Source organism: Bradyrhizobium sp. 1200_D9_N1_1, from assembly GCF_052075915.1.
In the GTDB taxonomy this organism is placed as follows: Bacteria; Pseudomonadota; Alphaproteobacteria; order Rhizobiales; family Xanthobacteraceae; genus Bradyrhizobium; species Bradyrhizobium diazoefficiens.
Genome location: NZ_CP197226.1, coordinates 315,206 through 338,833, shown reverse-complemented (window position 1 = coordinate 338,833; position 23,628 = coordinate 315,206). Strand labels below are relative to the sequence as shown.

Below are 23,628 nucleotides of genomic sequence, written 5' to 3'. Positions count from 1 at the left end.
AGACTTTACCGTCATTCCGGAGCGCGCGAAGCGCGAATCCGGAATCTCGAGATTCCGGGTCCGGTCCTTCGGACCGTCCCGGAATGACAGCGCCAGATGCGCCTAAGACAACCAGCGAATCCACCATGAACATCAAATTCTCCCGCCGCCATTTCCTCGCCACCAGCACCGGTGCGCTTGGCGCAATCGCAATGCCCTATCTGTCGCGCGCGGCCGACCGGCCGGCGGTCACCCATGGCGTGCAGTCGGGCGACGTCACCGTCGACGGCGGCGTGGTCTGGGCGCGCGCCGATCGTCCATCGCAGATGCTGGTCGAGGTGGCGACGACGGAGTCCTTCAAGGACGCGCGCGCGCTGCCACCGATCGCGGCGCTGCCCGAAAGCGATTTCACCGCGAAGATGCTGATCGAAAATCTGCCGGGCGGGCAGGACATCTTCTATCGCGTCCGCTTCCGCGATCTCTCGCACGGCGCGATCGAGGGCGAGCCGGTGGTCGGCCGCTTCCGCACCGCGCCGGCCGACCGCCGCGACGTCAGCTTCGTCTGGGGCGGCGACGTCGCAGGTCAAGGCTGGGGCATCAATCCCGATGACGGCGGCATGTTCACCTTCTCGGCGATGCGCAAGCATCGTCCGGATTTCTTCCTGCACTCGGGCGACACGATCTATGCCGACGGCCCGATCGAATCCGAGGTGAAGCTCGCCGACGGCAAGACCTGGAAGAACGTCACCATTCCCGAGAAGGCCAAGGTCGCCGAGACGCTGGACGAGTACCGCGCCGCGCACAAATACAATCTCACCGACGCGAACCTCCGCGCCTTCAATGCCGAAGTGCCAATCTTCGTGCAATGGGATGACCACGAGGTGACCAACAACTGGTCGCTGTCAAAGGAGCTCCCGGCGACCTACAAGGTGCGCGACATCGCGCTGCTCGCAGCGCGCGCGGGCCGCGCCTTCCACGAGATGTATCCGATGCGCGAGAGCATCAATGAGCCGGGCCGCGTCTATCGGCAGATCTCCTACGGCCCGCATCTCGACGTGTTCGTGCTCGACGAGCGCAGCTATCGCGGCCCCAACGGCGCCAATCTCGAAACCGCTTACGGCCCCGCCAGCTATTTCCTCGGCCCGGACCAGATCGCCTGGCTCAAGCGCGGCCTGCTCAACTCGCGCGCGACCTGGAAGGTGATCGCCTCCGACATGCCGCTCAGCCTCGTCGTCTCGGACACGCCGAAGGGCGGATCGGAAGCGATCGCTCAGGGCGACGGCCCGGTGCGTGGCCGCGAGTTCGAGATCGCCGACATCCTGCGCTTCATCAAGACGGCGCCGATCAGCAACACGGTGTGGCTGACCGCGGACGTGCATTACGCCGCCGCGCATTACTACGACCCGAACAAGGCGCAATTCCAGGATTTCGAGCCGTTCTGGGAATTCGTCTCCGGCCCGCTGCACGCAGGCACCTTCGGTCCGAACGCGCTCGACAACACGTTTGGGCCGGAGGTGCGCTTCGTCAAGGCGCCGGGCAAGGACAGCCAGAACCTGCCGCCGTCGGCCGGCATGCAGTTCTTCGGTCACGTCAAGATCGACGGCGCCTCCGGCCAGATGACGGTGACCCTGCGCGACCGCGCCGACGTCGCGCTGTGGTCGACGACGCTGGATCCGAAGCTCGCTTGAGCCGCTTCAGCCAGAGCGGAGCGTCATGAGCCGCGCGACCGTAGCGCGGCCTCGAGCGCATCGCTCGAGCACGGCTTTTGCAAGCGCGGCCGGTTGACGAAATCCGAAGCGATCCGTGTCTCGGCGCCATAGCCGGTGACGAAGACGAAGGGAATCTTCAGGGCCGCCAGCCGCTCGGCGACGGCAAAGCTGTTCTCGCGGCTGAGCTCGACGTCGAGCAGCGCGAAGTCGGGCGCGCGCGCCGCGATCGCGGCCAGCGCCTGCGCCACCGAACCCACGGTGCGCACGCTTCTCACGCCGAATCCCAGCAGGCGGTCCTCGAAGTCGATCGCGATGATCGGATCGTCCTCGACGATCAGGACATCGGCGGGGACGTCGGACGAGCCGTCCGGGGAAGCAGGTATCATGATCCTGGCTATCGAGGGCTGCATGTTCTTACCGATCAAGGACAGCCGCATTCCGACGCCTGCGCCCAGCGCATCGGAGGGTTCCCGGAACGAAACTCACCACAGAACAGTTTTGACGTCTGTCCACTTGTGCACACGCCAGCGATCGAGACTCGCTCGTGCTGAAAGGAGAGCAGGGATTTACGATGGACGCGCGTATCGGGAAGGCGACGGAGGTCGGCAGCCGGCCGGCCAACAATCTGCTGCGACGCTTGAGTCCGGCCGACTATGCGCTGCTCGCGCCACACGTCATCGTTGACGATGCCGCGGCCAACGAGCTGCTCTACAGTCCCGGCGACGATGTCCAGGTCGTGCACTTTCCGTGCGGGCCGTCGCTTGCGACCTTTCTCGTTCCCAACGAAGACGGCCGCGACGTCGAGACCATCCTGGTCGGCCGCGAAGGCGCGGTCGGCGGCATCGTCAGCGAGGGATTTCTGCCGGCCTACACCCGCATCTGCGTGAAATTCGGCGGGCCGTTTGCGCGCATCCACGTCGGCAAATTGGAGGCGGCCAAGCTGCGCTCGCCCACGCTGCGCAACATCTTCGCCCGCTATGCCGACTGCATGCTGGCGCAGATCTTCCAGTCCACGGCCTGCAACGCCATCCACTCGATCGAGCAGCGCACGGCGAAATGGATCCTGGCGGCGATGGAGCGGACCGGCGACGAGAGCAGCGTGCCGCTGACGCATGAGCAGCTTGCGACGCTGCTCGGGGTGGGGCGCAGCTATGCGAGCCGCGTGCTCCAGTCGTTCAGGGCCGACGGCATCCTCGACACGCGGCGCGGCTCGATCCTGGTCCGCGACCGCGACCGCCTGCGCCTGCGCGCCTGCCTCTGCAACGAGGCGGTGAAGAACCATTTCGAGGAAGTGCTGCGCGGCGTCTACCCGACGGAGGAGGCGAGCAGCACGGGCTGACCCTCTCCGGCGCGCTCCCGATCCCCCTGACCTCCCGCTCCATGCAGAGCAATCGCATGTGGATTTCACGAGGATTGTCCGCGGGCTTGCTTCGCCTCTCCCGCTTGCGGGAGAGGCCGACGCGCCCCGGGCGATGCGAAGCATCGTCCCGAGCGCGGCGGGTGAGGGCTCTCACCACGCAGGGACGTCCTCCGCAATCCCAGGCAATCCCGACGCGGAGACACCCCACCCCAGCCCTCCCCCGCAAGCGGGAGAGGGAGCCGAGCGCCGGTGCCGCCGCATCGTGCACACCACATGCGATAGCCCTGCGCTCCATGAAAGGATGCCGACGTGCGACACCGCACGTCCGCCGTGCTATACCCGCTCCGCATGAGCGGGGCGTTCCTTCACACTGTCTTCGATGTTGCGGCGTGGCTGGCGGCGGGGGCGGCGGTTTACTGGCTGTCGCGACAAGGCTTGCGGTTTCCGGCGCAATCCTTCGAGCTGCCCTACATCGCCGCGCTGGTGTTCGGCGCCGGCCTTGGCGCCTATCTGTTCGGGTCCGCCAATCTGTGGCTGTCGGGCGAAAGCGGCATTGCGCGCTCGGTCGAGGGCGCGCTTGCCGGCGGCATCGTGGCGGTCGAGCTCTACAAATGGACCGCAGGCATCGCCCTGCGCACGGGCGCGCGGTTTGCGCTGCCGCTGGCCCTCGGCATCGCAATCGGACGGCTCGGCTGCTATTTCGCGGGCCTCGACGATTTCACCTACGGCACGCCGACGGCATTGCCCTGGGGCCATGATTTCGGCGACGGCATTCTCCGCCATCCCGCGCAGCTCTACGAGAGCGCCGCGATGGGCGTGTTCGCGCTGCTCTATGTGCTGGCGGTCTTGAACCGGAACGCATTCGCGATCACCAATGGTTTCTACCTGGTTCTGCTCTACTATGGAGCGCAGCGCTTCCTGTGGGAATTCCTCAAGCCCTATGGCACGCTGATCGGCCCCCTCACGCTGTTTCACCTGCTGTCGCTGTCCATCCTCCTCTACGCCGCAATCATGCTGGCGACGGCGCCCAAAGCGAGACCTGTGCATGAATGCGCCGTTGCGTAAGTCGCGTCCCTACATCTTCTGGGGCCAGACCCAGTCCCTCTGCGAGACCTGCCTGAAGCTGGTGCCGACCAAGATCCAGATCCTCGACAACGAGGTCTGGTACGAAAAGCGGTGCAAGGAGCATGGCGTTCAGTCGACGCTCGTGTCCACCGACGCGGCCTATTGGCGTTTGTGCAAGGATTTCATCAAGCCTGGCGACCGCCCGCTGCAATTCCAGCACCGCACCGAATTCGGCTGCCCCTATGATTGCGGCCTCTGCCCGGATCACGAGCAGCATTCCTGCCTCGCGCTGATCGAGATCACCGAGCACTGCAATCTCACCTGCCCGGTCTGCTTCGCCGAATCCGCGCCGGCGCGAACCAAATTCACCCCGCTCGCGACCGTGGAGAAGATGCTCGACGCGCTGGTTGCCAGCGAGGGCGAGCCCGACCTCGTGCAGATTTCCGGCGGCGAGCCGACGCTGCATCCGGACTTCTTCAAGATCCTGGACGCCGTGCGCGCCCGCCCGATCCGCCATGTCATGATCAACACCAACGGCCTGCGCATCGCCCGCGAAAGGGATTTCGTGGCGCGGCTCGCCGAGAACAAGCGCGGGCTGGAGGTCTATCTCCAGTTCGATTCGCTGCAGCGCGACGCGTTGATCAACCTGCGCGGGGCGGATTTGCGAAAAATCCGCCAGCAGGCGCTGGAGAATCTCGATCATTACGGCGTGTCGACCACGCTGGTGGCGACCATCAAGCGCCGTGTCAATGATGCCGAGATCGGCGACATCGTGCGTCACGCGCTGACCTGGAAATGCGTGCGCGGCGTCACGCTGCAGCCTGTTCAGGATGCCGGCCGCAACGAGAATTTCGATGAGAAAACCGACCGCATCATGCTTTCGGAGATTCGCAACCGCGTGGTCGAGACCGGCGTGTTCGGCGACAAGGACATGATCCCGCTGCCCTGTAACCCCGAGAGCATCTCGATCGGCTACGGTCTGCGCACCGGCGAGAAGGTGCTGCCGCTGACCTCGCTGATCCCGCAGGAGCAGCTGGTTGCGGTGATGCCCAACACCATCAGCCCGGAGAAATATCCGATGCTGCGGGAGAAATTCGTCGATTTGTTCTCACTGTCGTCGGGCCCGCTCAACACCTCCGAGCGCGTTTGCGAGCTCTTGTGCTGCCTGCCGAGCTTCGAGGTGCCGGAAGGACTTTCTTACGAGAACGTGTTCCGCGTCACGATCGTGCAGTTTCTCGACCGCTTCAATTTCTGCGTCGGCAACGTCAAGCGGTCCTGCATCCATTTCGTCACGGAGCAGGGCGCGATCATTCCGTTCGACACCTACAATCTGTTCTATCGCAACGGAAAGATCGACGGCATCCGCGCTGCGCTGGCCGGCGAGACCTATCGCGAGGCACGCCAGAGCGAGGAGGTGCCGCGATGAGCGACACCGGCACGCCTCCTCCGACTCCGACGCCGCAAGGGGACGCGCCTCCGATGGCGCCGCCACGGCGCGACGGGCGCCTGACCGCTTTCATGGTGATCGCCGGCGTGGTGCTGCTTTTCCCCGGCCTGTGCTTCCTGGCATTCGGCGGCCAAGGTGCCCCCTTTGTCCTGATTGGATTGGTCCCGGTCGGAATTGCGATCTTCCTGTTCATCCGCGCGGCGAGCCCGCCTAAGCCCTGACAAGAGTGTCGCCTCCTCATGAGCAACATCGCCCCCCCGCCCCCGCCTCCTCCGGCCGCCCCGCCGCAGCGCGGCGGCTGCCTGACCGCGCTCATGGCGATCTCCGGGGTCATCCTGCTGCTTCCGGGTCTCTGCGCACTCCTGTTCGGCGGAATCTCCATATCCGAGGGGGGCAAGATCGATTCCGACATCGCCCCGCTGGTCTTCCTGGGGCTGGTCGTCGGCATCGGAGGCGTCGTCCTGATCTGGGCGGCGATCAAGGGGCGAAAGGCCCCCGCCCATCCCGGAACCCAGCCCTAAGCTCCGGGAATTCCCGGACAAAATTCAGTCAACCAACCGGCAAAGAACACATTGTTTTTTGGCGGTTTTTGCATATATTGCGCCGCAACGCGCAGGGTGCCCGGTCGATAGACCGGGCTTCCCTTTTTGGGCGGAAAGCGCCCGTTTCCAGTCTTCCAGCGTTGTTTCGAGAAGAGGTCCCGGTCTGGCCGGCGAGATCGCGCTTAACCCATTGTTCGAACGCAAAGAAGCTCACTCATGAACCTCCGCAACGTCGCCATCATCGCTCACGTCGACCACGGCAAGACGACCCTCGTCGACAAACTCCTCCAGCAGTCCGGCACGTTCCGCGAGAACCAGAAGGTGACCGATCGCGCCATGGACTCCAACGATCTGGAGCGTGAGCGCGGCATTACCATTCTGGCCAAGGCGGCCTCGGTGCAGTGGAAGGACACCCGGGTCAACATCGTCGACACCCCCGGCCACGCCGATTTCGGCGGCGAGGTCGAGCGCATCCTCAACATGGTGGACGGCGCGCTGGTGCTGGTGGACGCCGCTGAAGGCCCGTTGCCGCAGACCAAGTTCGTGGTCTCCAAGGCGCTGAAGGTCGGCCTCAAGCCGATCGTCGTCATCAACAAGGTCGACCGCCCCGACGCGCGCCCGACCGAAGTCATCAACGAGGTGTTCGACCTGTTCGCGGCGCTCGACGCCAGCGAGGAGCAGCTCGACTTCCCGATCCTCTACGGGTCGGCCAAGCAGGGCTGGATGGCAGAGACTCCCGAGGGTCCGAAGGACAAGGGCATGGAGCCGCTGTTCGACCTGATCCTGCGCCATGTCGCGCCGCCCACGGTTGAAGAGGGCCCGTTCCGCATGATCGGCACGATCCTCGAAGCCAATCCCTATCTCGGCCGCATCATCACCGGCCGCATCTCCTCGGGCACGTTGAAACCCAACCAGCAGGTCAAGGTGCTGAACGCCGAGGGCAAGCTGGTGGAAACCGGCCGCATTACCAAGATCCTGGCGTTCCGCGGCCTCGAGCGCACGCCGCTGGATGAGGCCGAAGCCGGCGACATCGTCGCCATTGCCGGTCTCACCAAGGGCACCGTCGCCGACACCTTCTGCGATCCGAGCGTGGAGGTGCCGCTGCCGGCGCAGCCGATCGATCCGCCGACCGTGTCGATGTCGTTCATCGTCAACAATTCCCCGCTCGCCGGCACCGAAGGCGACAAGGTGACGAGCCGCATGATCCGCGACCGTCTGCTGCGCGAGGCTGAAGGCAACGTCGCGCTGCGCGTCGTCGAAGCCTCGGACAAGGACGCGATGGAGGTGTCCGGCCGCGGCGAATTGCAGCTCGCGATCCTGATCGAGACCATGCGCCGCGAGGGCTTTGAGCTCTCGGTGTCGCGTCCGCGCGTCGTGTTCCAGAAGGATGAGGCCACCGGCGCCACCATGGAGCCGATCGAGGAAGTCGTGATCGACGTCGACGAGGAGCACTCCGGCGTCGTCGTGCAGAAGATGAGCGAGCGCAAGGCCGAGCTGATCGAGATGAAGCCGTCCGGCGGCAACCGCCTGCGCCTTGTGTTCTACGCGCCGACCCGCGGCCTGATCGGCTACCAGGGCGAGCTGCTCACCGACACCCGCGGCACCGCGATCATGAACCGCCTGTTCCACGGCTACGCCCCGTACAAGGGCGAGATCCAGGGCCGCCGCAACGGCGTGCTGATCTCCAACGACCAGGGCGAGGCCGTGGCCTACGCCATGTTCAAGCTGGAAGACCGCGGCCCGATGATGATCGAGCCGGGCTGGAAGGTCTACAAGGGCATGATCGTCGGCGAGCACACCCGCGACAACGATCTCGAGATCAACGTGCTCAAGGGCAAGCAGCTCACCAACATCCGCACGACGTCGAAGGACGAAGCCGTGCGCCTGACCCCGCCGATCCGCATGACCCTGGAAAAGGCGCTCGCCTATATCGAGGACGACGAGCTCGTCGAGGTCACCCCGAAGTCGATCCGCCTGCGCAAGAAGCACCTCGACCCGAACGAGCGCAAGCGCGCGGAGAAGTCCAAGGAAGCGGTGGCGTAAGCTACCGCACGCCGTTGTGCCGTAGGGTGGGCAAAGCGTAGCGTGCCCACCACTTGAAGTCCCGGTCGGCAATGGTGGGCACGGCGCAAGAGCGCCTTTGCCCACCCTACGGAGCGTCACTCCCGCCTCTGGAATACTGGATCACCCGCTCCAGTGCGCAAGCGCGCACAGGGCGGGTGATGACAGCTGACTTGTGGCGGCTTCAGCACATCCAGCGAACGTGCTAGAGCCCGCCCATGAGCTCCCTTCCCTCCTCCGTTGATGTCGCGATCATCGGCGCCGGTGCTGCCGGGCTCGGCGCGGCGCACGCGCTGGCGGGTTCCGGCCTCTCCGCCATCGTGCTGGAGGCCCGCGACCGGCTCGGCGGCCGGGCGTGGACCGTGCAGGCCTCGCCCGAGGTGACGTTCGACGTCGGCTGCGGCTGGCTGCATTCGGCGGACCAAAACTCCTTCGTCGCAATCGCAAGGCAGCTCGATTTCGAGGTCAACAAGGACCTGCCGCCCTGGCGCGAGCGCGCCTTCGGCAACGCGTTTCCGCAAAGCCAGCGCGACGAGTTCATGCAGGCGATGGACGCGTTCTACGAGCGCCTCTGGCAGGCCGCGCAAAAGGGCAAGGACGAGCCCGCGAGCCTGAGCCTCGAGCCCGGCAATCGCTGGAATCCCATGATCGACGCGATCTCGACCTATATCAACGGCTGCGAACTCAAGGACATGTCGACGCTGGACTGGGACGCCTATGAGGACACCAACCTCAACTGGCGCATTCGCCGCGGCTATGGCGCCCTGGTTGTGGCCTATGGCGCGCCCTGCCCGGTGGCGCTGAACTGTATGGTCACGCTGATCGATCATTCCGGCCCGCGCATTCGTATCGAGACGTCGCAGGGCACGCTGACCGCCGGCAAGGTGATCGTCACCGTGCCGACCAATCTGATCGCCGATGAGGCGATCCGCTTCTCGCCACAGCTCCCGGCCAAGGTCGATGCCGCCGCCGGCCTGCCGCTCGGCGTCGACGACAAGGTGACGCTGGCGCTTAGCGATGCCGAGGCGTTCCCTAGGGAAGGCAACCTGCGCGGCGCCACCATGCGCACCGCGATGGGCACCTACCACATCCGCCCGTTCGGCCAGCCCTGCATCGAAGGCTTTTTTGGCGGCAGCTTCGCAAGAGAACTGGAAGACGCCGGCGACGGCGCCATCGCCGCGCAGAGCATCGACGAGATCGCCAGCTTCCTCGGCAACGACATCCGCCACAAGCTGAAGCCGCTGTGCGAATCGCGCTGGGCGCATGATCCTTTCGCGCGAGGGTCGTATTCGCACGCGCTGCCCGGACATGCCGGCGACCGTGCGGTGCTGGCCGCACCGGTGGATGGCCGGTTGTTCTTCGCCGGAGAGGCGACGTCGCCGACCTTCTTCACCACGGCGCATGGGGCGCGGGACAGCGGGGAACGGGCGGCGAAGGAAGTGCTGGCGGCTCTGCGCAAGCACTAACCTTTAAATATCTTGTCTCTGTGAAACTTCAGAAAGAGAGCATTTGGGTAGAATGCCGTATCGTTTGGAAGATTGATCGTTCGACTGTGATTGAGAAGCCGCAGGGCGTCGTCCGGAACGTGATTTTCTGCAGTTAGGATTTTGTAATCATCTCCTATCGAGATGAGACCTCGATCAAACATCCAGTGTACCGTGCCGGACAACGCTAACCCATTGCGAACCGAGTCCGGTCCTTTCTCTGCGACGGGTTGAATGTGCGCGGCCTGGACCTCAGGGCGACCACCTCCATTGATAAGTCGAAGTCCCGTCATCGCGCATCGGTTCTCGTACGCCGCACGAACGTTGTACATGAATGACCTCTCGCGAAATGGCCGCGAAATTGTCATCTCGATGATCGGACGCTCAAAGGGGACAGTCGGCTCCGATATTTCGAACTGACGCGGCTGGTGGCGGGATGTCTCTTCGCCAAGGATCGGCGCGAACCCAGCCTTCCAAATCTGATCAAACTCAGCATCAGGAATCAGCCGAACAGCACGGCCAAAGGCGCCCTTGTTGGTACTTCCATCTGATTTTCTTAGAGCGCTTTCGTAGTAGTGACCGCCTTCGACGAAAGGGACCGGTCGATCAAAGTCCAAATAGTCATCTACGAGAGCGTAGTAGTGATCTGCTTGGTCCTTGTCTTCGACGAGATCCACCACGCGAGCGACCCCGAAGTACGACTGTCGTCCACCGAAACTCGACAGTTCGACTGTCGTTCGCCTGGGCTCGTAGTAAAGAATATAATCACCGACCGCCTGCCGAACCTGATTGAGATAGGTACGAGGGAAATGGTAGCGGACCTCAGGCAGGTCTTTGTACCCCGGAGTTACTTTTGTTGTGAGGACTGCCTTTGACATTCCTTGGACTTATCGCTCCCGAGGCTTAGCCTCTTATAGCCTGACGTTAGAGTTATCACTCAATCACCCGCGCCCGCAAATCGGCATCTGGCACGAAGCAGGTATTGTACTTTCCGAAGATGCGATAGCGGTTGCGCGCGATGAGGCTGTAGATCGGGTCTCGCAGCGGCCTCGGCACAGCAAACAATACGCTCACCCAGCTCCAGCCGGGGAGCAACGACAACACAGTCAGCGCGGCATCCGACTTCATGAACACCTCGCCGCCGTGAACGACGGCGTTGGTGTCGGGATCCCCAGCGTCGATCCCGAATGTGCGTGCGAGCCGCGCCCCGTAGTCCGACTGGATCGGCGTGAAACGAAAGCGCTTCGCCGTGTCGCGCTTGGCGACGAAGCGCACCCAGCGCGAGCAGAAGATGCAGACGCCGTCGAACAGGATCACATCGTCGTCGGGCCATTTTGGCATCAGCGATTGTCCAGCATCAGCAGCGCAACCAGCATCAGCACGATCGCAGGCCCCGTCTTGACCAGCGCGCCGAGCGGCTCGATCCAGAGATCGGGCGTCAGGATCGCCGCGCCGAGCATATAGCCGAGCGAGGCGACAATGCCCGCGACCAAGCCGACCGCAGCCGTACGTCGGAACGCGATCAGCACGCCGATGCTCATGTCCATCAGGCTGGTGCCGATGGTGATGGGATCGACCAGCGCAGGCGCAAAATTGTGCGCGCTCAAAATGCCGGCGGCGGCGCGGTAGGACACGAACAGCGCGATGAAGCCGGAGACGACCCAGAACGCGGCCAGGCTCGCGAAGATCAGCGCCTTGACCAGGAACAGCCGCGCGAACCATTTGTCCTGGATGGTGGCGGGATGACGTCCGATCACTTCAGCCAGCGTTTTCGGCACGATGCCCGTGGCGGCGATCCAGGCCGAGGGATCACCGCTCACGCCGCGGCGCAGCTCGGCTATGGCGGTGGAGCGCATCGGCGGCATCCAGCCGAGATAATTGGCGAGATCGCCGATTTTCGCGCCGAGATCGAGCATCAAGGTCGGCATCGCGATGCGCGGCCAACCGGCCGTGCCGAATGCGAACCGAAACTGCTTGATGATTCCGGCCATGGTGACCGGCTCCGATAGCATCAGGTCCCAGCACACTGATATCACGGATGCATCGTCGATATCACGCGCGGCGAGCCAGGCGATGGTCGCCGAGATGTCCTCGACCGCGACGGGCTGGAACGGCGTCGCCATCTCCGCACCCGGCAAGTCGAGCGGGAAGGCGGCGAGCGCGCGCAGCATGGCGCTGCCGCCATAGGCTGACGGCGCGACCACGAAGCCGGGCCGCAGGATGGCATGGGCGATGCCGGAGGCCGCGATCAATCGCTCGGCCTCGCGTTTGGTCGTCGCGAAGGCGGTGCGGTCGGCTTCGGCCATTCCCGGAATCGAGATGTGCACCAGCCGGATCGCGCTGTCGCCGATCGCCTGAAGCAGACGCGCGACGAAATCCCGGTGCACGGCGCTTGTGTCGCTGCCGGGCCCATCCTGGAGCACGCCGAGGCAATTCACGACGACATCCACGGCCTGCTCGCGCAGCAGGCGCGTCAGCGCGGCCGCATCGAGCGATAGGATTGGAAGCTCGATATCGAGCGCGCCCATCTTCTGCGCCGGCGACAGGCTGCGCGCCACGCCGACGGCGCGAAAGCCCCGCGCGCGCAGATCGTCGGTGACGAAGCGGCCGATCAGGCCGGAGGCGCCGAGCACCAGGATGGTTCGCTGGTTCATCATTCCCTCAAAACGGCTTGGCGACCATCAGCCAGAGGATGAGCATCGTCGCGCCGAAGCCGGGGAAGCCGAACGCGAACCAGCGGCGGAACAGGACGAAGTAACGCTCCGGCAGCGCGGCGCGCTGCTCGGAAGCCTTGCGCGCGAGATCGCGCATCTCGATCTGCATGAAGACGACAGGGATCCAGAACAGGCCCGCGATGGCATAGAGCGCGAGCGACGCGAGCAGCCAGCGCTCCGTGAACGACGTGGCCGAGAGCATCATCAGCAGGCCACCGCTGACCGGCTGCAAGATCACGGCCGACAGCGTGAAGATCGCGTCGGCAATCACCACCACCGAGGCGGTGCGCGCAATGAAGTCTGCATCGTGCGTGCGATGCGCCATCAGCATGAAGAAGGCGATGCCGGTTCCGGTGCCGAGGATGACGATGGCGCCGAGCACGTGCAGGTATTTGACCAGGAAATATAACGTCATGGTTTCTTCTTCAGCGCACGCTCGAGCTCGCTGCCGGCGGCTTTGACGCCGGCTTCGGTCTCGATCATCCAGTGCCCCTCGCTGCCCACCCCGGGCAGTGCGCGGAAATCGACCTTGCCGCCACCGCCGCGAAATGCATCTGCCAGCGACTTCGAAAATACCGGCGGAAAATAGCTGTCATTGCTCGCAACGAGCCATGTGACGGGAATGCGCGCCGCCTTGCCGAATTCAGCGGCGGCCGCGAGAAGCGCATGGGGCGCGCAGATCCGGTTCGGTTCGTCATTGGCATGGCCGCCGCGCCCCGGCGCAATTACTGTGATCGCCGAGATCGTCTTGGGCTCGGCATTGGCGAGCGCCAGCGCGCCCCAGCCGCCGGCGGAATGGCCGATCACGATCGCGGCATCCTTGCGGATGAAATCCTGCTTTCGCAAATGGTCCAGTGCCAGCGAAATTTCTTCGGCGGTCGCACGACCCGCGCGCGCGTAATCCGCTTCGTCACAGCCGCCCTGGTCTTCGACATAGCGGCCGCCGGTTGCACCGTGGCCGAGCCGTTCCGGCACCAGCACGGCAAAGCCGCGCGCGACGAGGAACGCTGTGAGCGCGCGGTATTCCGGCTGCGGCATTTGTGCACGACGCAGGCCATTCTGCGTCGAAGCATGCGCGATGACCGCGAGTCGAAATGGACCGGCACCGAACGGGCGAAACAGCAGCGCATGCGCGGCAATGTCCGTATCCGGCGACGGCACACGCCACTCCTGCCGGCGAAACGGCTCGCCTTCCTCGCCCGATGCAGCGAACGTGACCTGGGCGCACAGAGGCGGCGCGGTCAGCAAGGCCAGCAGAGGCAGGAGCGCGAAGATGTTGAAGAGCCGCATGAATTGCCGGAGTCGAACACGGACAACGAAGGCCAGACTAACGGGAACGAATCATCCTGGGCGGACTTTCTGCGTTGCCATCGCCATTCATTGGTTGCTGCAACCGAGTTTTGCACCGACGCATGGCAGTTCGTTGCCGTTCAGGGCAGCGCCTTGTCCTCTTTCGGTACAACACAGTTGAAATACTGATGCAGAAAGTCCACAGGTTAACCGATAATTAACGATAGGTCTTGCCGCCGACGCGGCGACTTGGTTTGATCGTCTCCATGAGCACAACCCTGATCGAGGTCCGGCCGGCCAAAGCTGCAGATGCAACTGCGGTGGCGTCAACCCATGACGAAGCCTGGCGCTCGGCCTATCAGGGCATCATTCCCGGCGCCGAGCTGGAGAAGCTGATCAACCGCCGCGGTCCGCAGTGGTGGGACAGCGCGATCCGCAAGGGCAGCCGCGTCAGCGTGCTGGTGTTCGGCGACAAGATCGCAGGCTATGCCAATTACGGCCGTAACCGTGCCCGCAGCCTGCACTTCGACGGCGAGATCTACGAGCTCTATCTGCGCCCCGAATTCCAGGGCCTCGGCTTTGGCCGTCGCCTGTTCGCCGCCGCTCGCCGCGACCTGATGCAGAGCGGGCTGAAGAGCATGGTCGTGTGGGCGCTCTCGGACAACGATCCGGCGACCGAGTTCTACCGGGCCCTGGGCGGCCGCATGGTGGCGCGTTCTTCGGAACGATTCGGGCCGAAGTCGCTCGACAAGGTTGCCTTCGCTTGGACCAATTGAGCTGCTGAAAGTCTAGCCGGCAGCGTTTCCCATCCGTCGATACCGTTGCCGCTTGAGCCGGTGTTCGCCGGATTCATTATTTCAAAAAAACACGATGGATTGGGGGGCCAAGCCCGCGTATGACAGCGCCAAAATCGCTGCCGGGCGCGATTTAACCTCGGCAACAACGGAGCCTTGAATGCGTATCGATGCTATCTCGATCGGGAAAAACGTCCCACAGGACGTCAATGTCATCATCGAAGTCCCCGTGGGCGGCGAACCGATCAAATACGAGATGGACAAGGAGGCCGGCACGCTGGTGGTCGACCGCTTCCTGTACACGCCGATGCGTTACCCCGGTAACTACGGCTTCATCCCGCACACGTTGTCGGACGACGGTGACCCCTGCGACGTGCTGATCATCAACACCCGCGCCATCATCCCCGGCGCCGTCATGAGCGTACGCCCGGTCGGCGTGCTGTTCATGGAAGACGAAGCCGGCGGCGACGAGAAGATCCTGGCGGTGCCGTCGTCGAAGCTGACGCAGCGCTACGACAAGGTGAAGTCGTACTCCGACCTGCCCGACATCACGCTGCAGCAGATCCAGCACTTCTTCGAGCACTACAAGGATCTCGAGAAGGGCAAGTGGGTGAAGATCCTGCGCTGGGGCGGCCCGGAGGACGCGCACAAGCTGATCCTCGAGGGCATCGAGCGCGAGAAGAAGAAGAAGGGCTGAGCTTCTGTGTCCCGGACGCGGCGCGGCATGAAATGACGCGACGCTGAGCCGGGACCCATGCCGCCACTGGGCCCCGGCTCAGCAGCGCCCCGCTGAAGAAGCGCTGCGCTGCGTCCGGGGCACGAGAGTTTACCTACACCGCCGGCTTCGGCAGCCCGGCGATTGCGCAGGCCGCGCGCAGCGTGTTCACGAGCAGGCACGCCACCGTCATCTGGCCGACGCCGCCGGGCACCGGCGTGATGGCACCGGCAACGCCGAGCGCTTCCTGATAGGCGACGTCGCCGACAAGGCGCGTCTTGCCGTCCTCCTTTGGAATCCGGCTGATGCCGATGTCGATCACGGTCGCGCCGGGCTTCAGCCAGTCGCCGCGCACCATCTCCGGCTTGCCGACGGCGGCGTAGACGAGATCGGCGCGCTTCACGAGGCCCGGCAAATCGCGCGAGCGCGAATGCGCGATGGTCACCGTGGCGTTCTCGTTCAGCAGCAATTGCACCAGCGGCCGGCCGACCAGGTTGGAGCGGCCGATGACGATGGCGTTCAAGCCCTCGAGCGAGGGATGGACGCTCTTGGTCAAAATGATGGAGCCGAGCGGCGTGCAGGGCGACAGCGCTTCGAAACCGCCAGCGAGACGACCGGCATTGTTCGGATGCAGGCCGTCGACATCCTTGGCGGGATCGATGGCGTTGATGACGGCCTCGGTGTTGAGGCCCTTCGGCAGCGGCAGCTGGACAAGAATACCGTGCACGGCGGGATCGCGGTTGAGCTTTGCGACGACGGCCAGCAAGTCCGCTTGCGAGACGTCAGCCGGCAGCTTGTGCTCGAAGGAGGCCATGCCGGCCGCCTGCGTCTGGGTGCCCTTGGAGCGGACATAGACCTCGCTCGCCGGGTCGTTGCCGACCAGGACCACCGCAAGGCCCGGCACCAGATTGTGCTCGCGCTTGACGCGGGCAACCTCGTCGGCCACGCGCGCCCGGAGGTCCGCGGCAATGACTTTTCCATCGATGATCTTGGCCGTCATGTCAGTTCCCTCGGTCTTTCGATTTGGCGGATGCGAGTTGGCGCAAGGTCTCGCCGAGCCGAGCCGGATCGCCGTCGACCGCGATCTGCTTCAGCCGCGAGGTCGCTCCGGACAGGAGTCTTACGCTGGCCTTGGGGACACCAAGCGATTTCGCCAGCAGGACCAAAACGGCCTTGTTGGCCTCGCCGCCATCGGCGATCGCGCGCACCCGCACCTTGAGCACGCTGCGGCCATCGGCCAGCTGCTCGATCCCGTCGATGTCGTCGCGGCCGCCGCGCGGCGTCACCCGCAGCGCGATGCTGATTCCTGCAGCCGAGTAACGCCAGGGTTCCTTGAAGGCCTCTTTCGCGACCAAGGCGCTCCTGCCTGCTTAGATGACGTTCGGGTAGATGTAATACAGGATCACCCGCTCGATGAACATGATGAGCAGGATCAGGATGATCGGCGAGATGTCGAGCCCGCCGAGGCTGGGCAGGAAATTGCGAATCGGCGCCAGCACCGGCTCGGTGATCCGGTAGAGGAACTCCGCAACCGCCGAAACGAACTGGTTGCGGGTGTTCACCACGTTGAAAGCGATCAGCCAGGACAGGATCGCGGAGGCGATCAGCAGCCAGACGTAGAGGTCGAGCACGATGATGACGATGTCGAGAACGGCACGCATGGCTTTTGAAGACTCTGGCTTTTGAAAACTCTGGCTGCGGTCGGGATTGACGCCTTTTGCTAGATATCGGTTCCCCCCGGCCCAAACAAGGGAAGTTCGGACGCAGGAATGGCTAAAACCGGGTTACGCCCGTCCTTGACTTGACCTTGGCAGGGACTTAAATGGCGCCCGGTTGTCGGCCGCGTTTACCAGGGCGGCCAACAAACGGGGCCATAGCTCAGCTGGGAGAGCGCGTCGTTCGCAATGACGAGGTCGGCGGTTCGATCCCGCCTGGCTCCACCAGCCTTCGCAGGCTGCGCCTGCTTCGGCTCGGCAAGCCCGCTCGTAGCGAAGGCTGCCACGCCATAGCCCACGGGGCGACGGCGGGCTCCATCCGAAGACCTCTCCCCCCTACCTCCCCGTAAACCTCGGCGGCCGCTTTTCCATGAAGCTTGCCACGCCCTCCCGGAAATCGCTGCCGCCGAGCGCCACCATCATCTCCCGGTTGGCCTCGATCGTTGCCTCGGCCAGCGTCTGGAACGGCACCTCGTAGAGCTGGCGCTTGATCACGGCCATCGCGCTCGGCGAGACGAAGTCGGCGAGGTCGCGCGCATAGGCGTAGGTTTCCTCGCGGAGCTTCTCCGGCGAGCACAGACGGTTGACCAGCCCGATCCGCAGCGCCTCGTCGCTCGAAACACGGCGCGCCGAGAGCAACAGATCCATCGCATTGGCATGGCCGACGATGCGCGGCAGCATCCAGCTGATGCCGTGCTCGGCGATGAGCCCGCGCCGCGCGAAGGCGGTGGTGAACACGGTGTTGTCGGCGGCAAAGCGCAGGTCGCAATAGAGCGCGTGGACGAGGCCGATGCCCGCGGTCGCGCCGTTGAGCATAGCGATGACGGGCTTGCCGATCGACGGATAGAAGCCGTAGCGCGTCTGCCAGTCGGGCCGGCGATTCATGTCGAAGGGCGGCAGGCTCGATGCGCGCCTGACGTCATCGGGGTCGAGCCCTTTCAGCGCATCCATGTCGGCGCCGGCGCAGAAGGCGCGGCCCGCGCCGGTGAGCACGATGACGCGGACATTGTCGTCGGCGCTTGATGCTTCCATCGCATGGCGCACGTCGCGCTCCATTGTCGGCGTCCACGCGTTCATGCGGTCCGGGCGATTGAGCGTGATGGTCGCGACCTTGTCGCGCACCTCATAGAGAATGTGTTCATAGGCCATGACGCTCTCCCTTTGTCTGCCGGCACGCGTTCGCGCGCGCTCGTTGTCAGCGAGCCTAGCATATCCAGGGATGAGGCAAGGGCTTGCGCGAAGGCGCGATCACTCGGCGGCTTGCGCCAGCAGCGGCCGGCGCGCCAGCCAGCCATTGATGAAGTGATCGAGCCAGGCGCGTTCCGCGGCATCGTACACGGCACGGTCCGCGAAATGATGATGCCGCTCGCGCGCACCGGGCGCGCTGAACCCGTCATAGCCGCGCGTGGTCCAGCGATGCATCATGGCGTAGGTCACGTCAGGATGAAACTGCACTCCGAAGGCATGGCCCGCGCGGAACGCCTGCACCGGAAAATCGTCGCCTTCCGCAAGCAGCTCAGTGCCGGCCGGCAGCTCGAAACCCTCGCGGTGCCAGTGATAGACCTGCGCCGGCCAGGCCGGACAGAGCGCGTGGCCCGCGGCCGTCGGGCGGATCGGGTAGTAGCCGATCTGAGTCAGTGCCTCCGCATGCGGCGCGACGCGGGCGCCGAGCTGCATCGCCAGCATCTGCGCACCGAGACAGATGCCGAGGAACGGCCGCTGTTCGCGAAGCGGAATTTCGATCCAGTCGATCTCGCGGCGGATGTAGTCGTCGGGATCGTTGGCGCTCATGGGGCCGCCGAAGACCACGGCGCCGGCATGCTGATCGAGCGTCTCCGGAAGCGGATCGCCAAAGCGGGGACGGCGGATGTCGAGACGATGGCCGAGCGCGCGCAGCGCATTGCCGACCCGGCCGGGCGTCGAGGATTCCTGGTGCAGGACAATCAGAACCGGCAACCGGGCTTCGGGACGAGCAGCAGATGCGCCAAGGGCCCTTCTCTTCGGGAAGGGCACCAATTCCGCGCCACCAAACCTGTCCGTCCGGAACGACATTGCCTTTCCAAATGCTATCGGTTCAGACCGCCAGCATAGCTAAGCGATGGTTAACATCGTGTGAGTTTGCGCACACACGACACCGATCAGGAAAGCAAGCTCCGGGCCACGACAGGCTTCGAGCGTTCTTCAGCGTCTCTGCCGCTGGAATCGACTGGTGGCGGACAGGATGAAGCCGCGCGGGAAGAAACGCAGCGCGAACGGCACAATCTTGATGCCGAGACCCGGCAGCACTGCCCGTTTATTTGCCATCAGCCCACGATAGGCCTCCCGTGCAACATCGGAGGCAGGAACATTGAGAAGGGCCGTATTGTGTCCGGATCCGACGCCGGCGCGCGCCTGGAATTCGGTAGGCACCGGACCCGGGCAAAGTACGGTGACGCGGACGCCGCGCGGCGCGAGCTCCGCCCGCAAGGCCTCGGTGAGAGAAATCACATAGGCCTTGGACGCGTAATAGACCGCCATGCCGGGGCCGGGCAGAAAGCCGGCGACCGAGCCGACATTGAGAAGACCGCCCTTGTTCCTGATGAGCTGATCGGCAAATCGCAGCGACAGATCGGTCAGGGCCCGGACGTTGACGTCGACGATGCCAACCTGCTCGTCGCGATCGCACTCGATGGCATCGCCGAACACGCCGAAGCCGGCATTGTTGACGAGATGGTCGAGCTCGACATCTTCGGCGGCGAGCGCGGCCGCGATCTTCTCGCCGGCATCAGCTTCCTGGAGGTCGCAGGCGATTACGATCGGCTTCTTGCCGCCCTTGGCGGCGAGTTCGTTCGCGAGCGCCTCGAGCCGGTCCGCACGCCGCGCCGTCAGCGCCAGACGGTGTCCATTCGCGGCGAACACCCGCGCCAGCTCCGTGCCGATGCCCGCCGAGGCACCGGTGATCAACGTTACCCGCTCAGTCACGATCGAAGTCTCTTGAATTGAAGTTTTTAGTCCCGCAATGGCGGAACGAGAGCATAGGCCGTACGCGACAGGCAAGCGGCGCTGACAGCATGGCCGCCTGACCGGACATCAGGGAGACCAGAAAACCCGGGGATTTACGGATGAATCCGGGATAACCGCAGCCGGGGGCTACATTAAAGTTTCGTCATGTAGCCTGTACAACCGGCAATCCGCCGTGTTGGACGAAATCAGCCGCCTACGGCGCCGTCCTTCACCTGGTTACCGGCACGGTCCGCCACGGCATGCTTCAGGTCGATCCGGTCGCGCTGGGAAATCCCGAGCAGGTCGGAGGCGCGCCAGACCACGTTGTCCTCGAACTCGGAGACCTGGCCGTCGGCATAGACCAGCTCCCACATCATCTGGACGATGCGCTTGCGGCCCGCTTCGTCGAGCGAGCGCATGATGACGCTGGTGAAGTGATAGAGATCGACCGCCTCACCCTCGACCTGGGTCGCATCGGCGATCAAACGATCGGCAGTGCCGCGATCGAGCCCAAAATGGCTTTCGATCAGGCTGTGCAGCTTGCGCTGCTCGGTCGCCGTCGGCTGGCCGTCCAGCGAGACCACGTGAACCAGCAACGCGGTCGCCGCAAGCCGATAATCGCTGTCGCCGAATGCGCGATCCCCGGCATGGGGAGCAACAATGTCGGCGATGAATTGACGCAGGCCGTCGAGCATGGGGTCCTACCGAAAACGATGACGCCGCGGGGGCGCGGCGTTACCAGCATTATATGTGCGGGAAACTCAACCGGCGCAACGTGCGTCAGTTCCCCGCGCTGCATTACGTTTCGGCAATCTGTTCGCTGTCATTCCGGGGCGCGCGAAGCGCGAACCCGGAATCTCGCGCTACAATCTCGAGATTCCGGGTCTGGCCCTTCGGGCCATCCCGGAATGACGGCGGCTTACGGTATCTCGTACACCACCATCTTGTCGGCGATGCCGCGCAATGCGGCCTGCTTCTGAATCGGCTTGATTTCACGCTGCTTCAGCACTTCCGCCACGGCTGGCGCGTCCAGCACTGACCCGGTGATGTGCATCTCCTGCGCGGTCGACAGGCTCTGCACGCGCGCGGCGATGTTGACGGTCTGGCCGAAATAATCCTGCCGCTCGTTGAGCATCACCGCGAGGCACGGACCTTCATGGATGCCGATCTTGACGATGAGATCGGCGGTGCCGCGCTGCTTGTTGAGCACGTCCATCGCCGCACGCATCCGCAGGCCCGCGACGATCGCGTGCTCGGGACGGACGAAGGTCGCCATCACGGCGTCGCCGATGGTCTTCACCACCGCGCCCTTCTCGGAGGAGATGATCTCGAGCAGCGCATGGAAATGCGCGCGCACGAGATCGAAGGCGGCGAGATCGCCGACCCGCTCGTAGAGCGCGGTCGATCCTTTCAGATCCGTGAACAGAAATGTCAGGGACGTGATCTGGAGCCGCTGATCGACACTGAGATTGTCCGCCTTGAACACATCGCGGAACGTCTGGTTCGACAGCATCCGCTTGGCGGTGAGGAACGGCTTGCGCTTGCCGATGAGGTGATGAAGCGCCTCGGCCGCGATGAACACCGACGGCAGCACGCGTACGCCGGCCTGGTTCTCCAGCGACAGCCGCAGCGGACCCGGCCGCATGGTCGTGGTGCCCGTCGGCGCCTGCACCCTGTTGTACATGATGGCGAGCTGCTGGCGGTCCTTGGTCGGCTCGCCCTGGACGTCGATGAAATGCGCGGCGTGCGTCACCGGCTCGAAGATGATGATGAAGTCGTTCGGCAGTTGCAGCGACATGGTCGCCTTCTCGCCGGCAGGCAGCTCCATCGTATCCAGTGTGACCTCGTTGGCCAGCGTCGCAAACGACTCCTTGTTGAAGTCGACGCCGGAGCTCCAGAACACCTGCTTGAAATACTCCCATACCGGAAGCGTATCCGGGTCGTGCGCCGCGATGCGCCGGACGCGCGGGTTCACGGTGAAGGAGACCTCGACCTGGTCGTCGACGGAGGCCTTGTAACCGCAGGCACAGAGCGCACAGTGATAGTCGTCGGGCTTGAGCGCCTTCAGCGTCGCGTGAGCGCCAAGCACACCGCCGCAGCCCGGACACAGCACGTTCCAGCCGAGATCGAACAGCCCGAGCCGCGCCGAATGCAGGAAGGCGGAGATCGCGCGCTCTTCGTCGACACCATGCTGCCTGGCGAAATCGAGGACATTGACCCGGTTGAGCTCGTGATCCTCGCCGTCCTCGATGAGGCGCGCAATCTCATCGACCGCCTTCGGATCGGCGGTCTGCTTCAGAACGGAAAACTGGGCCTGGATGTCGCTCATGGCGTAACTCTATCTAGGGTGGATCACGCCATCGGCCAGGCGAGCGCCTGTCACCGACGCGTGATTCGGAACATGGGTGAGCGGTCCGGCTGGGTCGTGACGACGCCATGCGGGATCACGGGAACCGTATCGACCAGCTCGACGCGAAACGCACCGATCAGCCGGGCCAGCGCCAGCACGGATTCGGCTTGCGCAAACGGCGCGCCGACGCACACGCGCGGACCCGCGCCGAACGGCAAATAGGCAAAACGGTCGGGTGCTTCGGTCGACATGAAACGCTTTGGAACGAACGCGTTCGGCTGATCCCACAGCTTTTCGTGCCGGTGCAGCAGCCAGGGCGCGATCATGATGATGTCGCCCCTGCCGATCTCGATTCCGGCCGCATTGTCCTTCGCGCGCGCGGCACGCGCGATCAGGAAGGCGGGCGGATAGAGCCGCATGGTTTCTTCGATCACCGCGCGGGTGAATTTCTGGCGATCGATGTCGGCCATGCTGTCGAGATGTTCGCCGCGGGTCTCGGAGGCCACCTCCTCCTGCGTATCAGGATCGAGCGCGAGCAGATAGAGCGCCCAGAACAGCGCGGTCGCCGTGGTCTCGTGGCCGGCGAGAATCATGGTCGCGACTTCGTCGATGAGTTGCTCGTCCGAAAAGCCCTTGCCCGTTTCAGGATCGCGCGCCTCGTCCATGAGATCGAACAGGTCGCGCGGCGGCGCGCCGTCCTTTTTCCCGGCGGCGCGCCGCTCTGCGATCAGCATCGCGACGAATTCGGTCCAGCGCTTGCGGAAACGGGCGCGGGCAAAATCCATCGGGCTCGGCCAGGACACCGGCAGCAGCATGTCGAGGAAATAGGGCCGTCCCAGCCGCTCGCCATATTCCACGACGAAGTTGCGCAAGGTGGGGCCATGCCGGTCCATGCCGAACGAGAACATCGTGCGCCCGGCGATCTCGAGCGTCATGCGCTGCATGGTCTCGCGCAGATCGACGGTCTCGCCGCTGCGCGCATCCAGCTTCGCAATGGTCTCGTCGAGCACCGCAGTCATGTGCGGAACGAGATTTGCGGTGGCGCGCGGCGTGAAGGCCGGCGCGAGCGTGCGGCGCTGAAACGTCCAGGCATGACCTTCCGCAATCAGGAGGCCTTCGCCGAGCACGGGACGCAGCATGCGAATGCCGGCCGGCGTGCGCGTGTAGTTCTCGTAATTGCTGAGCAGGACATGCCGGATCGCGTCCGGGCGGTTCAGGATGAAGCTCTTATGGAGGAAGAAGCGGCCCTCGAGAACGTCTTCCTCATAGGCGCGCTGTCCCCACGTTGCGATCATGTTCTGCCTGATCACAGCGACCCGTCCGAGGAACGACATGTCGTCGGGGGCACGCGGCGGCGTCGGGGGGACGATGGGCCGCCGCACGCTGGCGATGTTCATGGCTCTCTCCCGCAGATGTGACGC

Annotated in this window: 25 protein-coding genes and 1 tRNA gene; 11 read left to right on the top strand and 15 right to left on the bottom strand. The window is 64.4% G+C overall.

Features of this window, described 5'->3' with window-relative positions; translation table 11 throughout:
• The first annotated feature begins 125 nt into the window (after positions 1 to 125).
• Complete coding sequence (locus AB5K84_RS01630) at positions 126 to 1,667, top strand: alkaline phosphatase D family protein (RefSeq protein WP_038965097.1); 1,542 nt, start codon at positions 126 to 128, stop codon at positions 1,665 to 1,667.
• Positions 1,668 to 1,690: 23 nt separating this feature from the next.
• Here the strand turns inward: AB5K84_RS01630 and AB5K84_RS01625 are convergent, their stop codons facing one another.
• On the bottom strand, positions 1,691 to 2,074 hold the full coding sequence (locus AB5K84_RS01625) for a response regulator (protein ID WP_028174928.1): 384 nt from the start codon (positions 2,072 to 2,074) through the stop codon (positions 1,691 to 1,693).
• Between the two features lie 185 nt (positions 2,075 to 2,259).
• Between AB5K84_RS01625 and AB5K84_RS01620 the strand changes: the two genes are divergently transcribed.
• The 7 genes from AB5K84_RS01620 to AB5K84_RS01590 all read left to right on the top strand — a co-directional run bounded on the left by AB5K84_RS01620 (position 2,260) and on the right by AB5K84_RS01590 (position 9,629).
• Complete coding sequence (locus AB5K84_RS01620; protein ID WP_051000234.1) at positions 2,260 to 3,027, top strand: Crp/Fnr family transcriptional regulator; 768 nt, start codon at positions 2,260 to 2,262, stop codon at positions 3,025 to 3,027.
• Between the two features lie 369 nt (positions 3,028 to 3,396).
• On the top strand, positions 3,397 to 4,113 hold the full coding sequence (locus tag AB5K84_RS01615; RefSeq protein ID WP_038965098.1) for a prolipoprotein diacylglyceryl transferase: 717 nt from the start codon (positions 3,397 to 3,399) through the stop codon (positions 4,111 to 4,113).
• A complete protein-coding gene (locus AB5K84_RS01610) occupies positions 4,094 to 5,539 on the top strand; it encodes a radical SAM protein (protein WP_011083369.1) in 1,446 nt (481 codons plus the stop codon). Before AB5K84_RS01615 ends, AB5K84_RS01610 begins: the two co-directional genes overlap by 20 nt.
• On the top strand, positions 5,536 to 5,781 hold the full coding sequence (locus AB5K84_RS01605) for a hypothetical protein (protein WP_038965099.1): 246 nt from the start codon (positions 5,536 to 5,538) through the stop codon (positions 5,779 to 5,781). Before AB5K84_RS01610 ends, AB5K84_RS01605 begins: the two co-directional genes overlap by 4 nt.
• Before the next feature lie 18 nt (positions 5,782 to 5,799).
• On the top strand, positions 5,800 to 6,081 hold the full coding sequence (locus AB5K84_RS01600) for a hypothetical protein (RefSeq protein ID WP_011083370.1): 282 nt from the start codon (positions 5,800 to 5,802) through the stop codon (positions 6,079 to 6,081).
• 237 nt (positions 6,082 to 6,318) lie between these two features.
• The gene (gene typA, locus AB5K84_RS01595; protein ID WP_011083371.1) at positions 6,319 to 8,145 is read left to right on the top strand and encodes a translational GTPase TypA; all 1,827 of its coding nucleotides are present in this window, start codon (positions 6,319 to 6,321) and stop codon (positions 8,143 to 8,145) included.
• A gap of 236 nt (positions 8,146 to 8,381) precedes the next feature.
• Positions 8,382 to 9,629 carry a flavin monoamine oxidase family protein gene (locus tag AB5K84_RS01590; protein WP_011083372.1) on the top strand — a complete coding sequence of 416 codons (1,248 nt, stop codon included), beginning with the start codon at positions 8,382 to 8,384 and terminating at the stop codon, positions 9,627 to 9,629.
• Here the strand turns inward: AB5K84_RS01590 and AB5K84_RS01585 are convergent.
• The 5 genes from AB5K84_RS01585 to AB5K84_RS01565 are packed head-to-tail and all read right to left on the bottom strand — an operon-like array spanning position 9,626 to position 13,651.
• Positions 9,626 to 10,525 (bottom strand): HNH endonuclease, encoded by a 900-nt coding sequence (locus AB5K84_RS01585; RefSeq protein WP_011083373.1) that lies wholly within the window; start codon positions 10,523 to 10,525, stop codon positions 9,626 to 9,628. The two genes, AB5K84_RS01590 and AB5K84_RS01585, sit on opposite strands and share 4 nt — an antisense overlap.
• A gap of 55 nt (positions 10,526 to 10,580) precedes the next feature.
• The gene (locus AB5K84_RS01580; RefSeq protein ID WP_011083374.1) at positions 10,581 to 10,988 is read right to left on the bottom strand and encodes a thiol-disulfide oxidoreductase DCC family protein; all 408 of its coding nucleotides are present in this window, start codon (positions 10,986 to 10,988) and stop codon (positions 10,581 to 10,583) included.
• Entirely contained in the window at positions 10,988 to 12,301 is a 1,314-nt protein-coding gene (locus AB5K84_RS01575) for an SDR family oxidoreductase (RefSeq protein ID WP_028174936.1), read from the bottom strand. Before AB5K84_RS01575 ends, AB5K84_RS01580 begins: the two co-directional genes overlap by 1 nt.
• Positions 12,302 to 12,308: 7 nt before the next feature.
• Positions 12,309 to 12,776: a DUF2269 family protein gene (locus tag AB5K84_RS01570; protein ID WP_011083376.1), complete on the bottom strand. Its 468-nt coding sequence runs from the start codon at positions 12,774 to 12,776 to the stop codon at positions 12,309 to 12,311.
• Positions 12,773 to 13,651, bottom strand: coding sequence for a dienelactone hydrolase family protein (locus tag AB5K84_RS01565; protein WP_011083377.1), 879 nt, complete (start codon positions 13,649 to 13,651; stop codon positions 12,773 to 12,775). The genes AB5K84_RS01570 and AB5K84_RS01565 overlap by 4 nt, the downstream gene beginning before the upstream one ends.
• A gap of 266 nt (positions 13,652 to 13,917) precedes the next feature.
• On the opposite strand from AB5K84_RS01565, the gene AB5K84_RS01560 reads away from it, so the two are divergent.
• Positions 13,918 to 14,427 carry a GNAT family N-acetyltransferase gene (locus AB5K84_RS01560; RefSeq protein WP_008136728.1) on the top strand — a complete coding sequence of 170 codons (510 nt, stop codon included), beginning with the start codon at positions 13,918 to 13,920 and terminating at the stop codon, positions 14,425 to 14,427.
• 178 nt (positions 14,428 to 14,605) lie between these two features.
• Positions 14,606 to 15,142 carry an inorganic diphosphatase gene (ppa, locus tag AB5K84_RS01555; RefSeq protein ID WP_011083378.1) on the top strand — a complete coding sequence of 179 codons (537 nt, stop codon included), beginning with the start codon at positions 14,606 to 14,608 and terminating at the stop codon, positions 15,140 to 15,142.
• Positions 15,143 to 15,275: 133 nt separating this feature from the next.
• Here ppa and AB5K84_RS01550 read toward each other — a convergent pair whose 3' ends face one another.
• From AB5K84_RS01550 to AB5K84_RS01540, 3 genes are read right to left on the bottom strand one after another with little or no spacing between them, the layout of a single operon-like run.
• Entirely contained in the window at positions 15,276 to 16,160 is an 885-nt protein-coding gene (locus tag AB5K84_RS01550) for a bifunctional methylenetetrahydrofolate dehydrogenase/methenyltetrahydrofolate cyclohydrolase (protein WP_011083379.1), read from the bottom strand.
• Position 16,161: 1 nt separating this feature from the next.
• Positions 16,162 to 16,515, bottom strand: a complete 354-nt coding sequence (locus tag AB5K84_RS01545) for a DUF167 domain-containing protein (protein ID WP_028174939.1) — start codon at positions 16,513 to 16,515, stop codon at positions 16,162 to 16,164.
• 15 nt (positions 16,516 to 16,530) lie between these two features.
• Positions 16,531 to 16,821 carry a YggT family protein gene (locus AB5K84_RS01540; RefSeq protein ID WP_007598721.1) on the bottom strand — a complete coding sequence of 97 codons (291 nt, stop codon included), beginning with the start codon at positions 16,819 to 16,821 and terminating at the stop codon, positions 16,531 to 16,533.
• 206 nt (positions 16,822 to 17,027) lie between these two features.
• Here AB5K84_RS01540 and AB5K84_RS01535 point away from each other — a divergent pair.
• Positions 17,028 to 17,103, top strand: a tRNA-Ala gene (locus tag AB5K84_RS01535).
• Between the two features lie 108 nt (positions 17,104 to 17,211).
• Here AB5K84_RS01535 and AB5K84_RS01530 read toward each other — a convergent pair.
• The 6 genes from AB5K84_RS01530 to AB5K84_RS01505 all read right to left on the bottom strand — a co-directional run bounded on the left by AB5K84_RS01530 (position 17,212) and on the right by AB5K84_RS01505 (position 23,604).
• Positions 17,212 to 18,024, bottom strand: a complete 813-nt coding sequence (locus AB5K84_RS01530) for an enoyl-CoA hydratase (protein ID WP_011083381.1) — start codon at positions 18,022 to 18,024, stop codon at positions 17,212 to 17,214.
• Between the two features lie 99 nt (positions 18,025 to 18,123).
• Positions 18,124 to 18,927: a glutamine amidotransferase gene (locus tag AB5K84_RS01525; protein ID WP_011083382.1), complete on the bottom strand. Its 804-nt coding sequence runs from the start codon at positions 18,925 to 18,927 to the stop codon at positions 18,124 to 18,126.
• Between the two features lie 129 nt (positions 18,928 to 19,056).
• Complete coding sequence (locus AB5K84_RS01520; RefSeq protein ID WP_011083383.1) at positions 19,057 to 19,836, bottom strand: SDR family NAD(P)-dependent oxidoreductase; 780 nt, start codon at positions 19,834 to 19,836, stop codon at positions 19,057 to 19,059.
• 227 nt (positions 19,837 to 20,063) lie between these two features.
• Complete coding sequence (locus AB5K84_RS01515) at positions 20,064 to 20,552, bottom strand: TerB family tellurite resistance protein (protein WP_011083384.1); 489 nt, start codon at positions 20,550 to 20,552, stop codon at positions 20,064 to 20,066.
• A 224-nt stretch (positions 20,553 to 20,776) separates the two neighbouring features.
• Positions 20,777 to 22,186: an adenylate/guanylate cyclase domain-containing protein gene (locus tag AB5K84_RS01510; protein ID WP_011083385.1), complete on the bottom strand. Its 1,410-nt coding sequence runs from the start codon at positions 22,184 to 22,186 to the stop codon at positions 20,777 to 20,779.
• A gap of 50 nt (positions 22,187 to 22,236) precedes the next feature.
• Positions 22,237 to 23,604 carry a cytochrome P450 gene (locus AB5K84_RS01505; RefSeq protein WP_011083386.1) on the bottom strand — a complete coding sequence of 456 codons (1,368 nt, stop codon included), beginning with the start codon at positions 23,602 to 23,604 and terminating at the stop codon, positions 22,237 to 22,239.
• Positions 23,605 to 23,628 lie beyond the last annotated feature (24 nt).

Coding starts and splice junctions, on each gene's coding strand:
- AB5K84_RS01630 (WP_038965097.1), top strand. CDS start 126: ATGAACATCAAATTCTCCCGCCGCCATTTCCTCGCCACCAGCACCGGT.
- AB5K84_RS01625 (WP_028174928.1), bottom strand. CDS start 2,074: ATGATACCTGCTTCCCCGGACGGCTCGTCCGACGTCCCCGCCGATGTC.
- AB5K84_RS01620 (WP_051000234.1), top strand. CDS start 2,260: ATGGACGCGCGTATCGGGAAGGCGACGGAGGTCGGCAGCCGGCCGGCC.
- AB5K84_RS01615 (WP_038965098.1), top strand. CDS start 3,397: ATGAGCGGGGCGTTCCTTCACACTGTCTTCGATGTTGCGGCGTGGCTG.
- AB5K84_RS01610 (WP_011083369.1), top strand. CDS start 4,094: ATGAATGCGCCGTTGCGTAAGTCGCGTCCCTACATCTTCTGGGGCCAG.
- AB5K84_RS01605 (WP_038965099.1), top strand. CDS start 5,536: ATGAGCGACACCGGCACGCCTCCTCCGACTCCGACGCCGCAAGGGGAC.
- AB5K84_RS01600 (WP_011083370.1), top strand. CDS start 5,800: ATGAGCAACATCGCCCCCCCGCCCCCGCCTCCTCCGGCCGCCCCGCCG.
- typA (WP_011083371.1), top strand. CDS start 6,319: ATGAACCTCCGCAACGTCGCCATCATCGCTCACGTCGACCACGGCAAG.
- AB5K84_RS01590 (WP_011083372.1), top strand. CDS start 8,382: ATGAGCTCCCTTCCCTCCTCCGTTGATGTCGCGATCATCGGCGCCGGT.
- AB5K84_RS01585 (WP_011083373.1), bottom strand. CDS start 10,525: ATGTCAAAGGCAGTCCTCACAACAAAAGTAACTCCGGGGTACAAAGAC.
- AB5K84_RS01580 (WP_011083374.1), bottom strand. CDS start 10,988: ATGCCAAAATGGCCCGACGACGATGTGATCCTGTTCGACGGCGTCTGC.
- AB5K84_RS01575 (WP_028174936.1), bottom strand. CDS start 12,301: ATGAACCAGCGAACCATCCTGGTGCTCGGCGCCTCCGGCCTGATCGGC.
- AB5K84_RS01570 (WP_011083376.1), bottom strand. CDS start 12,776: ATGACGTTATATTTCCTGGTCAAATACCTGCACGTGCTCGGCGCCATC.
- AB5K84_RS01565 (WP_011083377.1), bottom strand. CDS start 13,651: ATGCGGCTCTTCAACATCTTCGCGCTCCTGCCTCTGCTGGCCTTGCTG.
- AB5K84_RS01560 (WP_008136728.1), top strand. CDS start 13,918: ATGAGCACAACCCTGATCGAGGTCCGGCCGGCCAAAGCTGCAGATGCA.
- ppa (WP_011083378.1), top strand. CDS start 14,606: ATGCGTATCGATGCTATCTCGATCGGGAAAAACGTCCCACAGGACGTC.
- AB5K84_RS01550 (WP_011083379.1), bottom strand. CDS start 16,160: ATGACGGCCAAGATCATCGATGGAAAAGTCATTGCCGCGGACCTCCGG.
- AB5K84_RS01540 (WP_007598721.1), bottom strand. CDS start 16,821: ATGCGTGCCGTTCTCGACATCGTCATCATCGTGCTCGACCTCTACGTC.
- AB5K84_RS01530 (WP_011083381.1), bottom strand. CDS start 18,024: ATGGCCTATGAACACATTCTCTATGAGGTGCGCGACAAGGTCGCGACC.
- AB5K84_RS01525 (WP_011083382.1), bottom strand. CDS start 18,927: ATGTCGTTCCGGACGGACAGGTTTGGTGGCGCGGAATTGGTGCCCTTC.
- AB5K84_RS01515 (WP_011083384.1), bottom strand. CDS start 20,552: ATGCTCGACGGCCTGCGTCAATTCATCGCCGACATTGTTGCTCCCCAT.
- AB5K84_RS01510 (WP_011083385.1), bottom strand. CDS start 22,186: ATGAGCGACATCCAGGCCCAGTTTTCCGTTCTGAAGCAGACCGCCGAT.
- AB5K84_RS01505 (WP_011083386.1), bottom strand. CDS start 23,604: ATGAACATCGCCAGCGTGCGGCGGCCCATCGTCCCCCCGACGCCGCCG.